This window comes from Pseudomonas weihenstephanensis (assembly GCF_001043055.1).
GTDB classification, from domain to species: Bacteria; Pseudomonadota; Gammaproteobacteria; order Pseudomonadales; family Pseudomonadaceae; genus Aquipseudomonas; species Aquipseudomonas weihenstephanensis.
This window is the reverse complement of record NZ_JYLF01000003.1, coordinates 197,533-212,085: the sequence shown is the minus strand read 5'-3', so window position 1 is coordinate 212,085 and position 14,553 is coordinate 197,533. Positions and strand designations below refer to the sequence as shown.

Sequence of the window (14,553 nt, the reverse complement as noted above, 5' to 3'; positions counted from 1 at the left end):
TGAGAAGTTTTGAGGTTTTGCCCTACAACGGGTGTAAGACCAAGGACAAATGATGCGTTATTATTGCAAGTAATTCTTGTTAACAAAAGCAATAGCACCTGTTTTTTTCCCAAGTCACGACCAACGTCTGACCTTTTTTGGCCGCTTTGCAGCTTTTCATTAGGAGTTTGAGATGCCCAACGCCTCTGTCTTGATCGTCGGTTGTGGCGATGTCGGAAGTCGACTCGCCACTCAGTTACTGAAGGACGAATGGAAGGTTTACGGATTAAGGCGATCCATCGATCAACTGCCTGAAGGCGTGAATGGCGTCGCGGCCGACCTGTTTAAAGACCCGTGCCCGGCGCAATGGCCCACGGGCCCAATCGACTATGTGGTGTACAGCGTCGCCGCCACCGAACACGACGAAGCGGGTTACCAAGCCGCGTATGTCGATGCGCTCAAACGCACGCTCAGCTGGCTCAAGCAACACAATCAACAACCCAAGCACCTGCTGTTCGTTTCCAGCAGCGGTGTTTATGTGCAGCAGGCAGGTGAGTGGGTCGATGAAACCTCACCGGCCGAGGCTACCAATTACTCGGGGCGCATCATGCTGGACGCGGAGCAGATCGCCTTGAACAGCGGCATTCCCGCCAGCGTAGTGCGCTTGACCGGGATCTACGGACCTGGCCGGGAGTGGCTGCTGGGGCAGGTACGCAAAGGCTATCGCGTGGCTGTTGAACCGCCTCTTTATGGCAACCGCATCCACACCGATGACGCGGGTGGACTGCTGGCCTATCTGCTTGAGGCTCATCAACACGGCAAAACGTTGGAGGACTGCTATATCGGGGTCGACGATACTCCCGCGCCATTGTCAGAGGTTGTGAACTGGCTCCGTGAGCAATTGGGCGTGACCGAGTGGTCTGAAGAGGCAAGCGTAAGGCGGGCGGGGAGCAAGCGTTGCAGCAATGCACGCGCCAAGGCCCTGGGATGGGAGCCGCGCTACCCAAGCTATCGCGAAGGTTATGCGGCGATTTTGGCGGGGCAGCCTGGCAAAGCACACTGAGTACGCAGGAACTGGCGAAGGCTGCGCGCTTTTGACCTTAAAGGCTCGCAGCCTGCGGGGCGTTGGGCGTGATCAATGCTGCTTCTCAAGCACCCATTCGCGCTTGCCGGGGTACAACTGAGGCATTTCGTCTGGCTGAGAGGCATCCAGCGCTTCAAAAATTTCGAGCTGTTTGCCATTGCGCACAAAGATGTGAGCCGCACCGGTCTCACCTTGCTGGAGCCAAAGGCTGTCGTATTCGCCGCTCATCGACGCACAATCACCTGCCAGGCACAGGGCATAGGCGTTCATGCCCGGCAAGCCCTTGAGCTGCCCGCCAGCCAAAAAGGTCACGCTGGCGCCTTGGCCTGCACCCTCGGCAATACGCCATTGGCCACCCAAGTAAGCCGTTTTGAGGGCTTTTTCAAAGCTGGTGCCCAGCGGGTCTTGCGCCGCCACATTTACTGACGAGCGGGCAAATACCTGTTGAGGATCGGCGTCTGCCGCCGCTTGTACCAGCTCTTCGCCTGCAAGGCTCAAAGCCGTTGCCGAACTGCCATAGAAGTCGACTTGCCACACGCCCTTGTCTTCGGGTTGCAGCTTGCCCTCCACCCGCTCAAAGCCATTGGTGTAGCGGGCTTGAGCAGTTTGAGTGTCGATGTCCCACTCAAGGTTAGGGCCATACGCCAGCAACGCTTCACGCAGGTTGCCACCTTTGGCCGCCGCATCAATCGCTGCTTGGTTGATCCAGATACCACTGATATCGCGGTGGGCGGGTTCGCTGGCACAGCCACCCAGAAAAACGGTGAGCAGTGACAAGACTAGCGCTTTGCGCATAGTGGAATCCTTTTAAAACGGGGAAAAGCGAGGGTTGGCGCAGCATGAAGACGCTGCGCCGAGGGTGTTACTCGATGACCAGAATCGCGTCCATCTCAACCTGCGAACCCTTTGGCAGGGCTGCTACGCCAATGGCTGCACGCGCCGGGTACGGCTGCTCAAAGTAGGTGCCCATGATCTCGTTAACCTTGGCGAAATGGCTAAGGTCGGTCAGGAAGATGTTCAGCTTGACGATATCTTTGAACGAACCACCCGCGGCCTCAGCTACCGACTTCAGGTTTTCAAATACCTGGATGGTCTGGGCTTCAAAGCCTTCAACCAGCTCCATGGTTTTTGGGTCCAGCGGGATTTGACCGGACATGTAGACGGTATTGCCAGCTTTGATCGCTTGGGAATAAGTACCGATGGCAGCAGGTGCTTTGTCGCTGGTGATAACAGTCTTGGTCATGTGTGACTCCTTGTAATGGCCATTTGTAACGGCCTATGCACGCATCCGAGTGATGCGGATAACCCCGGTAAGGGCACGCAGTTTTTTGATCACGCGGGCCAGATGCACACGATCGTGCACGCTGACCACCAGTTGGACCACGCTGATACGACCATCGCGTTCGTCCATGCTGATCTTCTCGATGTTGCCGTCGGCGGCGTTCACGCTGCTGGCCAGCAGCGCAATCAAGCCACGCTGGTGTTCCAGCTCGACGCGCAACTCGACGTTAAATTCGCCGGTAACGTCTTTGGCCCACGAAAGCTGGATGCATTTTTCGGGGTTGTGGCGGATTTCACTGATATTGCGGCAGTTGTCCAAATGCACAACCATCCCTTTGCCCGCCGACAGGTGACCCACAATCGGATCGCCCGGAATAGGCGTGCAGCATTTGGCATAACTGAGCACCAGGCCCTCGGTACCGCGAATGGCCAACGGACCTTCGGGGCTTGGCAATTGCTCACCTTCACCCATCAAGCGGCGGGCGACCACATAGGCCATGCGGTTACCCAGGCCGATGTCTTCCAGCAGATCTTCAATGTGCTCCAGGCGGTACTCGCTGAGCATGGCCTGAACGCGTTCGGGCGCAATTTTGTCCAGCGAGCTGTTGAAGCCGTTGAGCACTTTGTTCAGCAGGCGCTCGCCCAGGTTCACGGACTCGGAACGACGCTGCAACTTGAGCGCGTGACGGATATGCGTGCGGGCTTTACCGGTGACCACAAAGTTGAGCCAGGCCGGGTTAGGGCGTGCACCCGGAGCACTGACGATCTCGACCGTGGAGCCACTTTGCAGCGGCTCGGACAACGGTGCGAGACGGCGATTGATCCGACAGGCGATACAACTGTTACCGACGTCGGTATGTACGGCGTAAGCAAAGTCGACCGCCGTGGAGCCTTTGGGCAGCTCCATGATCCGGCCCTTGGGCGTGAAGACATAGACCTCGTCCGGGAACAGGTCGATCTTCACACTTTCGATAAATTCGAGGGAGTTACCTGCGCGTTGCTGCATTTCCAGCACGCCCTTGACCCATTGCCGCGCCCGGGCATGCGTACCGGTGTGCTGCTCATCGCCACTGGATTTGTAGAGCCAGTGCGCCGCGATCCCGTTGTTGGCCATTTCTTCCATTTCACGGGTACGGATCTGAATTTCGATCGGTACGCCATGCATGCCAAACAGCGTGGTATGCAACGACTGATAGCCGTTGGCTTTGGGAATCGCGATGTAGTCTTTGAAGCGGCCCGGCAGCGGTTTGTACAAATTATGTACAGCGCCTAACACGCGGTAGCAGGTATCCACCTTGTCGACGATGATGCGGAACGCATAAACGTCCATGATCTCGTTGAAAGCCCGGCGCTTGCCGCGCATCTTTTTGTAGATGCCGTAGATATGCTTTTGACGCCCGCTGACTTCGCCCTGAATGCCATCAATGGCTAGACAGTGGCTCAGCGACTCTTCAATTTTGTTGACGATTTCTTTGCGATTGCCCCGGGCGCGTTTGACGGCCTGGTAGATGCGCGCTGAGCGCATCGGGTACATCGCCTTGAAACCGAGGTCTTCGAATTCGATGCGAATGCTGTGCATGCCCAGCCGATTGGCGATGGGCGCGTAGATTTCCAGGGTTTCCTTGGCAATCCGCCGGCGCTTTTCGCCGGAGAGCACTTCGAGGGTGCGCATGTTGTGCAGGCGGTCAGCCAACTTGACCAAAATCACGCGGATGTCCCGCGCCATGGCCATGGCCATCTTCTGGAAGTTTTCGGCTTGCGCTTCGGCTTTGGTTTCGAAGTTCATCTGGGTCAGCTTGCTGACACCATCAACCAGTTCTGCCACGGTTTCGCCAAACTGCGCAACCAGCGCTTCCTTGGCAATACCGGTGTCTTCGATCACGTCATGCAGCATGGCTGCCATCAGGCTTTGATGGTCCATATGCATATCGGCAAGGATATTTGCGACTGCCAGCGGATGCGTGACATAAGGTTCGCCGCTACGTCGGCGTTGGCCGTCGTGGGCTTGTTCTGCGTAGTAGTACGCTCGGCGGACCAGATTAACCTGGTCCGGGCCGAGGTACGCCGACAAGCGATCGGCGAGGGCGTCTATGCTCGGCAAGAGGGAGCCTCCTGCCAAAACTGTGAACCCTTCGCCGTGCTACGTCGACCGGGCATAGGCTTAGTTCGCCTCGTTGGACTCGTCCTCGAACGCTGCGAACAGCGGTTCGTCTTCGACGATTTCAGCGTTGGCGATAAACTCGTAGCTCATCAGGCCTTCAGCGATTTCACGCAGGGCAACAACGGTAGGCTTGTCGTTTTCCCACTGAACCAGAGGCTCTTTACCACCGGTGGCCAGTTGACGGGCACGCTTGGTAGACAGCATGACCAGCTCAAAGCGGTTATCCACGTGTTCTAGACAGTCTTCAACGGTTACGCGGGCCATGGTCTTCCTCGTAGCAAATGCAATATGCGCGCTGCCCGGATGGGCGAGCGGACTGAACAGTTTAAAAAATCACCAGCCATTAGGGAAGCGCTGATTTTTCAAGCCCTGCCCCAAAAGCCTCTGTAAGCGCCAATGTAAAGCCCTTGCAGGGGTTTTGGGAAGAAGCTTTTAGCCAAGTAATTCGGCCAGTAACTTGCCATAACGCTGCTGCTGACGATTGTGCTGCAAGCGATTGGCGCGAAAAATCGCCTTCAAATCCTCAAGCGCAACCGCAAAATCATCATTGATGATCAGGTAGTCATACTCGACGTAGTGGCTCATTTCACTCACAGCTTCGCGCATACGGCCATCAATGATTTCGTCGCTGTCCTGCCCGCGGTTATCCAGACGCTCACGCAATGCTTGCTGGCTAGGCGGCAGGATAAAGATCGAACGCGCCTGAGGCATCAACTTGCGAACCTGCTCAGCACCTTGCCAGTCGATTTCCAGAATCAGGTCATGGCCTTCATCCAGGGTCTGCAGCAAGTGGCTTTGCGAGGTGCCATAGAGGTTGCCGAACACCTCGGCGCGCTCCAGAAAATCACCGTGCTCGATCATTTTCACGAACTCTTCGCGCTCGACGAAGTGATAGTTCACGCCGTTCACTTCACCGGGGCGCATGGCCCGGGTGGTGTGCGAAACCGAAACGCGAATTTGCTTGTCAAGATCGGTAAGCGCATTGACCAGGCTGGTCTTGCCTGCGCCCGAAGGGGCAGAAACGATGTAAAGGGTGCCAGTGCTGTGGGTCATGTCAGGGGGAGCCTTACTCAATATTCTGTACTTGTTCGCGCATCTGCTCGATCAACACTTTGAGGTTGACCGCCGCTTGAGTGCTGCGTGGATCGAAAGCTTTGGAGCCCAAGGTGTTGGCTTCGCGGTTGAGCTCTTGCATCAGGAAATCGAGGCGACGCCCCGCCGCCCCACCAGACTTGAGCACACGTCGCACTTCAAGGATATGGGTGCTCAGCCGGTCGAGCTCTTCGGCCACATCGCTTTTCTGCGCCAGCATCACCATCTCTTGCTCAAGACGCTGCGGGTCTAGCTCAGCCTTCATGTCGTTGAAGCGGTCGAGCACCTTTTGACGCTGAGTCGCAAGCATTTGCGGCACCAGCTCACGCAAAGTATCGACATCACTTTCGATGGAGGTCAGACGCTCACTGATCAAGCGAGCCAGCTCTGCACCTTCGCGCTCGCGGCCGTCTTTCAACTCTTGCAGACCTTGCTTGAACAAGGCCAGCGCCTGCGTATTGAGGGCTTGTGGGTCGCTCGCATCCGCCACCAGGACGCCAGGCCAGGCCAGCACTTCCAGCGGGTTGAGTGCGGCAGGCTGCTTGATCAGGCTGGCAATCGATTCGGCGGCTGCCACCAGTTGCGCAGCGCGCTCGCGATCGACTTGCAGCGGCTTGCCGGTGGTTTCTTCGGTAAAGCGCAACGTGCATTCCAGCTTGCCCCGCGAAATACCCTGGCGCAGCGCTTCACGCACCGCACCCTCAAGGTCGCGAAATGACTCGGGCAAACGCAGGTGCGGCTCCAGGTAGCGGCTGTTGACCGAACGCAGCTCCCAGCTAAGGGTGCCTTGAGTGCCAGCGCTTTCAACGCGGGCAAAGGCGGTCATGCTATGCACCATGGAGGTACCTCGCGATCTGATGAGTTAAGCCAAACGGCTACTAAGGCGGCGGATTGTAGCGCAGTGCAGCGAACGTCCCAAATGACGTCTGTCGTAATCACGCGCAATGTTAAGCCCCCGCGGCAGCGGCGACAGGCTTCGTTATCAGCTTGCTCCTACAAAACACAACGCAGTTTTAGGTGTGCCCCTGACGGTCTATGGCCTTTATAATGCTCGACAGTTTTCCGTCCCGTACAGGTATCCCACATGAAACGTCCAAGTGGTCGCGTTGCCGATCAGCTACGCCCGATCCGCATCACCCGCAACTACACCAAACACGCAGAGGGTTCTGTACTGGTCGAGTTCGGTGACACTAAAGTCATCTGCACCGTCAGCGTCGAGAACGGCGTGCCACGTTTCCTTAAAGGCCAGGGCCAAGGCTGGCTGACCGCCGAATACGGCATGCTGCCGCGCGCCACAGGTGACCGTAACCAGCGTGAAGCCAGCCGTGGCAAGCAAGGCGGCCGCACCCTTGAAATCCAGCGCCTGATCGGCCGCTCCCTGCGCGCCGCACTGGACATGTCCAAACTGGGTGACATCACCCTTTATGTTGACTGCGATGTGATTCAGGCCGATGGCGGCACTCGCACTGCATCGATTACGGGCGCAATGGTTGCCTTGGTCGACGCCCTGAAAGTGATCAAAAAACGTGGTGGCCTCAAAAACGGCGACCCGATCAAGCAGATGATCGCAGCCGTGTCGGTGGGCATGTATCAGGGCGTACCTGTGCTTGACCTCGACTACCCTGAAGATTCAGCAGCCGAAACCGACCTCAATGTGGTGATGACCAGCACCGGTGGTTTCATTGAAGTTCAAGGCACCGCCGAAGGCGCGCCGTTCCAGCCGGACGAGCTGAACGCCATGCTGGCACTGGCTCAAAAAGGCATGACCGACATTTTTGCACTGCAACAAACTGCGCTGGCTGACTGATTACCTGCGCTTTCGCTGACCACCTGGAGAACACCATGAGTGAGCTGGACCTTTCAAAACCCGAGCCAGGCCCGAGCCGCGAAGCTCGGCAATGGGCCATGTTCTGCCACTTCTCGGCGTTCCTGGGAATGTGGTTTCCGTTTGGCAGCCTGATCGGCCCGCTGATCCTGTGGCAAATGAAGCGCGAAAGCGACCCGTTCATTGACGACCAAGGCAAGGAAGCCATGAACTTCCAGATCACCGTGGCGATAGCTTCGGCTATTTGCTACGTACTGATGTTCGTCCTGATCGGTTTTGCCCTGATCGGACTGTTATTTATCGGTGCGGTGGTGCTGGTGGTGATTGCCGGCGTCAAGGCCAATGACGGGGTGACTTACCGTTACCCCTTCACCTGGCGCCCGATCAAGTAAGCAGCCTGTCGCTTGCAGCAAAAAAAATGCCCGTATCCTTGGATACGGGCATTTTTTTAAGGCGAACAAGACACTTAGATCGTCAGTGTCCAGTCGTAGTCCACGATCAATGGCGCATGCTGCGAGAAGCGTGGCTGGCGCGGCATACGCGCACTGCGCACAAAACGGCGCAAGCCGGGTGTGAGCAACTGGTAGTCAAAACGCCAGCCAAGGTTGAGCATTTCAGCCTGTTCGTTATCCGGCCACCAGCTGTACTGATCACCTTCACGGCTGACTTCACGCAGGGCATCGACATAGCCCATGTTGCCGACAATCTCATCCATCCAGGCCCGCTCAGGCGCCAGGAAACCAGGAGACTGCTGGCTGTCACGCCAGTTTTTAATATCGAGCTTCTGCTGCGCCACATACAGCGAACCGCAGTAGATGTACTCACGACGCTTGCGACGCTGCTTGTCCAGGTAGCGTGCGAAGTCGTCCATCAACTTGAATTTTTGATTCAAGTCTTCATCGCCGTTCTGCCCCGAAGGGAGCAGCAAGGTCGCGATGCTGACCTTATCGAAATCGGCTTGCAGGTAGCGCCCGTAGCGATCGGCGGTTTCGAAGCCGAGCCCAGTAATGACCGCTTTCGGTTGCAACCGCGAATACAAAGCCACACCGCCTTGGGCAGGGACTTCAGCTTCGCAGGCATAAAGAAAGTAGCCATCCAGCTGGTAGGCCGGATCGTCCAATTCAAAGGCGGAGGCGCGGGTGTCCTGCAGGCAAATAACGTCGGCATTCTGAGCTTGCAGCCAACTGAGCAAACCGCGCTCGACTGCCGTCTGAATGCCATTAACGTTCACACTGATGATCCGCATAAATGGCCCCAAAAATCACGTGCGTGTATGATACACGCCGTCTTACTATTTAGCTAAATCCGCGGTATCAGGGGCTTTTTTCATGCAAGCGTATCAGCGCGATTTCATCCGTTTTGCCATCGATCGCGGCGTTTTGCGCTTCGGCGAGTTCACCTTGAAGTCCGGGCGCACCAGTCCTTACTTCTTCAATGCCGGCCTGTTCAACACCGGCTCTGCGCTGGCTCAACTGGGGCGCTTTTATGCTGCCGCCATCGCAGACAGCGGTATTCCTTTCGACGTGCTGTTTGGCCCGGCTTACAAAGGTATTCCTTTGGCCGCAACAACCGCTGTAGCCCTGGCCGAACATCACGAACGTGACGTGCCGTGGTGCTTCAACCGCAAAGAAGCGAAAGCCCACGGCGAAGGTGGCAGCCTCGTAGGCTCCCCGCTCGAAGGCGACATTTTGATCATCGACGACGTGATTACTGCTGGCACCGCTATCCGCGAAGTCATGCAAATCATTGCCTCGCAAAACGCCAAAGCAGCGGGCGTGCTAATCGCACTTAACCGCCAGGAACGTGGCAATGGCGAGCTTTCAGCCATTCAGGAAGTCGAGCGCGACTTCGGCATTCCTGTTGTCAGCATCGTTTCGTTGACCCAGGTTCTGCAATTTCTGGCCGACGACGACCAGCTCAAGCAACACCTTCCTGCCGTTGAAGCGTATCGGGCGCAGTACGGGATCTAACCCGCCGCCCACAAAAAAGGCCCCGTGCGGAATCTGCGCACGGGGCCTTTTTAATACGGTTTAAACCGGCTTGCTGTTAGTAATCAGCGTGCCCACACCTGTGTCGGTGAAAATCTCCAGCAATACCGCATTCGGCACGCGACCATCCACGATATGCGCCGTGGTGACGCCGCCTTGCACCGCTTCCAATGCGCAGCGAATCTTAGGCAGCATGCCGCCATAGATAGTGCCATCGGCAATCAGCTCATCCACTTGGGTGGTGGTCAGCCCTGTCAACACGTTGCCCTGCTTGTCCATCAAACCTGCAATGTTGGTCAGCAACATCAGCTTCTCGGCCTTGAGCGCTTCAGCCACTTTACCGGCAACCAAATCCGCATTGATGTTGTAAGACTCACCATTGGCCCCCACGCCAATCGGCGCAATGACGGGGATGAAATCGCCGTTGGTCAGCATGTGCAGCAGGTCGGTGTTAATGCCCACCACTTCACCCACATGACCAATGTCGATAATTTCCGGCGAAGTCATTTCCGGCGTCTGACGCGTTACCGTAAGCTTTTTCGCACGGATCAGCTCGGCATCTTTACCGGTCAGGCCAATCGCACTACCGCCGTGACGGTTGATCAGGTTCACGATGTCTTTGTTGACCTGACCGCCCAGCACCATTTCCACCACGTCCATGGTTTGCGCGTCAGTTACGCGCATGCCATCAATGAAATGACTCTCGATGGACAAACGCTTGAGCAAATCACCGATTTGCGGCCCGCCACCGTGTACGACGACCGGGTTGATGCCCACCGCCTTCATCAGCACGATGTCACGGGCAAACCCGGTTTTCAGGTCGTCGTTCTCCATTGCGTTGCCGCCGTACTTGATCACCAGCGTCTTGCCGACGTAACGGCGAATGTAGGGCAGCGCTTCGGACAATACCTTGGCGACGTTGGAGGCGGCATCACGTTCGAGGGTCATTCAGGGCTCCGGTAGAACAAGTCGATCAAAACGGTAGAGGGAGATCAGGTGCCACACGCTTGAGTTGAGCGTGGAAAACATCCTTGATGCGTTGCAGTTCGGCCTCGGTATCGGCCTCAAATCGCAGCACCAGCACCGGCGTGGTATTGGATGCGCGAACCAGGCCCCAGCCGTGTGGGTAGTCGACCCGCACACCATCAATGGTGGTCAGCTCGGCGGCTTCACCCCATTGGGCGTCGTGCAGGGCGCTAATAATGCTGAATTTGCTCTCATCCGTCACATCGATATTGATCTCAGGGGTCGAAATATCGTTGGGGAATGCGGCAAACAGCTCTTCGGCGCGCTCTTCACGCTTGCTGAGGATCTCCAGCAGGCGTGCCGCGCTGTAAATACCGTCATCAAAACCGAACCAGCGCTCTTTGAAAAAGATGTGCCCGCTCATTTCACCGGCCAGCAACGCGCCGGTTTCTTTCATTTTCTTTTTGATTAACGAATGACCGGTCTTCCACATCAGTGGGTGGCCGCCATATTCCTTGATGAGCGGGATCAAGCGACGCGTGCATTTCACGTCGAAGATGATTTCAGCCGCCGGGTTGCGCACCAAAACGTCCTGCGCAAACAGCATGAGCAAGCGGTCCGGGAACACCATAGTGCCCGTGTTGGTCACGACACCGACACGGTCGCCATCGCCGTCAAACGCCAGGCCCAAGTCGGCGTTCACTTCCTTGACCTTGGCGATCAAGTCCACCAGGTTTTCCGGCTTGCCAGGGTCCGGGTGATGGTTGGGAAAGTTGCCATCCACCTCGCAAAACAACGGGATCACTTCGCAGTTCAGCGCTTCGATCAGTTGTGGCGCGATCACACCCGCAGCGCCGTTGCCACAATCGACCACCACCTTCAAACGCTTGGCCAACTGGATATCGCCCGTAATGTGCTTAGCATACGGCTCAAGAATCTCGACCTGGGCAATGCTGCCTTGGCCCCACGTCAGATCATGGGTTTTAAGACGTGTGTGCAGGGCCTGAATTTGCTCATTGGCCAGCGTATCGCCTGCAATCACGATCTTGAAACCGTTGTAATCCGAAGGGTTATGGCTGCCCGTAAGCATCACCCCGGACTTGCCGGCCAACACATTGGCCGCGTAATACAGCGCCGGCGTTGGCACCAGCCCCACGTCGCTGACATGGCAACCACTGTCGGCCACGCCTTGAATCAATTGCGCCACCAGCTCAGGCCCGGAAAGCCGCCCGTCACGGCCCACCGACACATTCCGCTCATTCTTGGCCAGGCTCTCAGCGCCGATGGCACGCCCGATCCAGTAGGCGGTTTCTGCGGTCAGCGTCTTCGGCACTACGCCTCTGATGTCGTATGCGCGAAAAATGCTGTCAGGAAATGCAGGTGCGACCGCAGATGGGCTAGTCATTACAAGAGGTACTCCACTTTCAGGGAATTTGGGGCATGCGCTGAAATGCTCAGCCATACAAAAGTCGACCGCGCTACACGGCGTAAAAACGCCCCTGCGATACACGGGGTCGAACACAAACTGAAGGTTTGGACGGTGTTTTGTCGCGAGAGTTCGAGAGGCCAATTGGCATCACGGGCCGCATGGCAGAGGGCCGCCATGGGTGCAGGCAATGAAAACGGAGACAACAAGGGCGCGAGCTTCATCCTGAATTACCACGCGATCAGTTCAGGTCGGGCAGGGCGCCCGACCTGATGCAGCATAGTTAGAGGCTGCCGGAATGGCCAAAACCACCTGCGCCGCGCTGACTTTCGTCAAATTCCTCAACCAATTCAAAGTGCGCTTGCACCACCGGCACGAGCACCAACTGAGCAATACGCTCGCCCACTGCGATATTGAAAGCCGTCTGGCCACGGTTCCAGCACGACACCATCAACTCACCTTGATAGTCCGAGTCGATCAGGCCCACCAGGTTGCCCAGCACAATACCGTGCTTATGGCCCAGGCCCGAGCGCGGCAAAATCAGCGCCGCCAGGCCAGGGTCGCCGATGTAGACAGACAGACCGGTGGGGATCAACAGGGTTTGGCCCGGCTCCAGAACGGTGTCTTGTTCAAGCATGGCGCGCAGGTCCAGACCGGCCGAGCCGGGCGTGGCGTATTGCGGCAGCGGGAATTCGTTTCCAATGCGTGGATCAAGGATTTTGGCTTGCAAAGCGTGCATACGAGTTAAACCTGGTTCAGACGTTCGGCGATAAAAGTAACCAACTGACGGGCAATTTTGCCCTTGCTGGTCTGAGCAAATACGGTGGCGTGTAGCTGGCGATCAATCACGCTGCACGCATTTTCCTCGCTGTTGAAACCAATGCTGGGGTTAGCCACATCGTTGGCCACAATCAGGTCGAGGTTTTTGTCTTTCAGCTTGCGTGCCGCGTAATCAAGCAAGTGCTCGGTTTCGGCAGCGAAGCCGACACTAAAAGGGCGATCAGGACGTGAAGCAATGGTGGCCAGAATGTCTGGATTGCGCACCATTTGCAGCAACAGGCCGTCACCACTCGTAGGGTCTTTCTTGAGTTTTTGCGGGGCTACTACTTCCGGGCGGTAATCCGCGACGGCTGCGGACGCGATAAACACGTCGCACGGGATCGCGGCTTCACACGCTGCCAGCATGTCGCGCGCACTGACGACATCAATACGGGTGACGCGGTCCGGCGTAGGCAAATGTACCGGGCCAGTAATCAACGTGACGCGAGCACCCGCTTCTACGGCAGCTTCGGCCAGAGCAAAGCCCATTTTCCCCGAGCTGTGGTTGGTTATGTAACGCACCGGGTCGATGTTTTCCTGCGTCGGCCCCGCCGTAATCAGCACATGCTTGCCGGTCAGAATCTGACGCTGGAAGCACTCAGCCGCACAACTGACCAGATCGCCAGCTTCAAGCATGCGACCAAAACCCACGTCGCCACAGGCCTGGCTGCCAGAGGCTGGCCCGAAGACCTTCACCCCACGGCTCTGGAGCAACTGTGTGTTGGCTTGGGTAGCCTGATCACGCCACATGGCCTGGTTCATCGCCGGTGCGATGGCCACGGTAGCGTCTGTGGCGAGCACCACGGTGGTCAGCAGGTCATTGGCAATGCCTTGAGCCAGGCGGGCGATCAAGTCGGCCGTTGCAGGCGCGATCAGCACCAGATCAGCCCATTTGGCCAGCTCGATATGCCCCATCGCGGCTTCAGCCGCAGGGTCGAGCAGGTCCAGATGAACCGGATGCCCGGACAACGCTTGCATGGTCAAAGGGGTGATGAACTCGCTGCCGCCTTGGGTCATCACCACCCGCACTTCAGCGCCTTGATCCAGTAAGCGGCGAACCAGCTCTGCACTCTTGTAGGCAGCAATGCCGCCGCCGACGCCCAAAACGATGCGTTTTCGATACAGCCGCTGCATAGGCCTGCCTTTTAGTTCGATGAGGACTGCGCGGAAAATGGCCAAATGCCACGCAAAAATGATGGGCTAAGATAACACAGCGCCTGCTATGGAACAGCGGCGCTCACAGAACATGGAGTGGTTATGAGCATTAAAGACTGGCCCGCAGCGGAGCGTCCGCGGGAGAAACTTTTAGCGCTGGGATCATCCAGTCTTTCAGACGCAGAACTGCTGGCAATCTTCCTGCGCACCGGTGTTTCGGGCAAAAGTGCCGTGGATTTAGCCCGCCATTTGCTGGCTGAGTTCGGCAGCCTGCGCGCATTGCTTGAAGCCGACCTGGGGTCGTTCAGTCGCCAACTTGGACTGGGGCCCGCCAAGTTCAGCCAGTTGCAGGCAGTGCTGGAAATGGGTCGCCGACACCTGGCAGAACGGCTGCGTCGCGACTCAGCACTTGAGAGCCCGCAAGCGGTGCGCGACTACCTCAAAGCACTGCTGCGCCACGAACCCCACGAAGTCTTTGGCTGCCTGTTTATGGACTCAAAACATCGCATGCTGGCCTTTGAGGTGCTGTTTCGAGGCTCTATCGACAGCGCCAGCGTGTACCCCCGCCAAGTGGTCAAGCGCGCCCTGGTGCACAACGCAGCAGCGGTGATTTTTTGTCACAACCACCCCTCGGGTATCACAGACCCCAGCGAGGCCGACCGCACCCTGACCCAACGCCTCACAGAGGCGCTGGATCTGATCGAGGTGCGGGTGCTCGACCATTTCATTGTCGGTGACGGCGAGCCGCTCTCAATGGTCGAGCACGGCTGGATGTGA

15 protein-coding genes and 1 pseudogene are annotated in these 14,553 nt (G+C 57.3%); 5 read left to right on the top strand and 11 right to left on the bottom strand.

The annotated features are described in order from the left end of the window. The first annotated feature begins 172 nt into the window (after nt 1-172). Entirely contained in the window at nt 173-1,042 is an 870-nt protein-coding gene (locus TU86_RS08560) for an SDR family oxidoreductase (RefSeq protein WP_048363867.1), read from the top strand. A gap of 72 nt (nt 1,043-1,114) precedes the next feature. Here TU86_RS08560 and TU86_RS08555 read toward each other — a convergent pair whose 3' ends face one another. From TU86_RS08555 to TU86_RS08530, 6 genes are all read right to left on the bottom strand, one after another. Continuing rightward, nucleotides 1,115-1,858 carry a hypothetical protein gene (locus tag TU86_RS08555; RefSeq protein WP_048363866.1) on the bottom strand — a complete coding sequence of 248 codons (744 nt, stop codon included), beginning with the start codon at nt 1,856-1,858 and terminating at the stop codon, nt 1,115-1,117. A 67-nt stretch (nt 1,859-1,925) separates the two neighbouring features. Next, the gene (locus TU86_RS08550; RefSeq protein ID WP_019828190.1) at nt 1,926-2,306 is read right to left on the bottom strand and encodes a RidA family protein; all 381 of its coding nucleotides are present in this window, start codon (nt 2,304-2,306) and stop codon (nt 1,926-1,928) included. A 33-nt stretch (nt 2,307-2,339) separates the two neighbouring features. Next, nucleotides 2,340-4,445, bottom strand: coding sequence for a bifunctional GTP diphosphokinase/guanosine-3',5'-bis pyrophosphate 3'-pyrophosphohydrolase (spoT, locus tag TU86_RS08545; protein WP_048363865.1), 2,106 nt, complete (start codon nt 4,443-4,445; stop codon nt 2,340-2,342). A 60-nt stretch (nt 4,446-4,505) separates the two neighbouring features. After that, entirely contained in the window at nt 4,506-4,769 is a 264-nt protein-coding gene (gene rpoZ / locus TU86_RS08540) for a DNA-directed RNA polymerase subunit omega (protein WP_016782707.1), read from the bottom strand. Nucleotides 4,770-4,937: 168 nt separating this feature from the next. Further along, the gene (gene gmk / locus TU86_RS08535) at nt 4,938-5,558 is read right to left on the bottom strand and encodes a guanylate kinase (protein ID WP_048363864.1); all 621 of its coding nucleotides are present in this window, start codon (nt 5,556-5,558) and stop codon (nt 4,938-4,940) included. Between the two features lie 13 nt (nt 5,559-5,571). Beyond that, nucleotides 5,572-6,435 (bottom strand): YicC/YloC family endoribonuclease, encoded by an 864-nt coding sequence (locus TU86_RS08530; protein WP_048363863.1) that lies wholly within the window; start codon nt 6,433-6,435, stop codon nt 5,572-5,574. A gap of 246 nt (nt 6,436-6,681) precedes the next feature. On the opposite strand from TU86_RS08530, the gene rph reads away from it, so the two are divergent. Together rph and TU86_RS08520 are read left to right on the top strand one after the other, a co-directional pair. Beyond that, the gene (gene rph / locus TU86_RS08525) at nt 6,682-7,404 is read left to right on the top strand and encodes a ribonuclease PH (protein WP_048363862.1); all 723 of its coding nucleotides are present in this window, start codon (nt 6,682-6,684) and stop codon (nt 7,402-7,404) included. A 35-nt stretch (nt 7,405-7,439) separates the two neighbouring features. Continuing rightward, the gene (locus TU86_RS08520) at nt 7,440-7,814 is read left to right on the top strand and encodes a DUF4870 domain-containing protein (protein ID WP_048363861.1); all 375 of its coding nucleotides are present in this window, start codon (nt 7,440-7,442) and stop codon (nt 7,812-7,814) included. Nucleotides 7,815-7,888: 74 nt separating this feature from the next. Here TU86_RS08520 and TU86_RS08515 read toward each other — a convergent pair whose 3' ends face one another. Next, nucleotides 7,889-8,668, bottom strand: a complete 780-nt coding sequence (locus tag TU86_RS08515) for an exodeoxyribonuclease III (RefSeq protein WP_047278759.1) — start codon at nt 8,666-8,668, stop codon at nt 7,889-7,891. An 82-nt stretch (nt 8,669-8,750) separates the two neighbouring features. On the opposite strand from TU86_RS08515, the gene pyrE reads away from it, so the two are divergent. Then, entirely contained in the window at nt 8,751-9,392 is a 642-nt protein-coding gene (gene pyrE / locus TU86_RS08510; RefSeq protein WP_048363860.1) for an orotate phosphoribosyltransferase, read from the top strand. A gap of 60 nt (nt 9,393-9,452) precedes the next feature. Here the strand turns inward: pyrE and argB are convergent, their stop codons facing one another. The 4 genes and pseudogenes from argB to coaBC form a co-directional block, all read right to left on the bottom strand. After that, on the bottom strand, nt 9,453-10,358 hold the full coding sequence (gene argB, locus TU86_RS08505) for an acetylglutamate kinase (protein ID WP_048363859.1): 906 nt from the start codon (nt 10,356-10,358) through the stop codon (nt 9,453-9,455). Nucleotides 10,359-10,383: 25 nt separating this feature from the next. Beyond that, nucleotides 10,384-11,769 (bottom strand): annotated as a pseudogene (locus TU86_RS08500) (phosphomannomutase/phosphoglucomutase); the annotation flags it as partial. A gap of 316 nt (nt 11,770-12,085) precedes the next feature. Continuing rightward, nucleotides 12,086-12,541 (bottom strand): dUTP diphosphatase, encoded by a 456-nt coding sequence (gene dut, locus TU86_RS08495; RefSeq protein WP_048363857.1) that lies wholly within the window; start codon nt 12,539-12,541, stop codon nt 12,086-12,088. Nucleotides 12,542-12,546: 5 nt separating this feature from the next. Next, the gene (gene coaBC / locus TU86_RS08490; RefSeq protein ID WP_048363856.1) at nt 12,547-13,755 is read right to left on the bottom strand and encodes a bifunctional phosphopantothenoylcysteine decarboxylase/phosphopantothenate--cysteine ligase CoaBC; all 1,209 of its coding nucleotides are present in this window, start codon (nt 13,753-13,755) and stop codon (nt 12,547-12,549) included. Between the two features lie 123 nt (nt 13,756-13,878). Here coaBC and radC point away from each other — a divergent pair, with 123 nt between their 5' ends. Continuing rightward, nucleotides 13,879-14,553: a RadC family protein gene (gene radC, locus TU86_RS08485; protein WP_048363855.1), complete on the top strand. Its 675-nt coding sequence runs from the start codon at nt 13,879-13,881 to the stop codon at nt 14,551-14,553.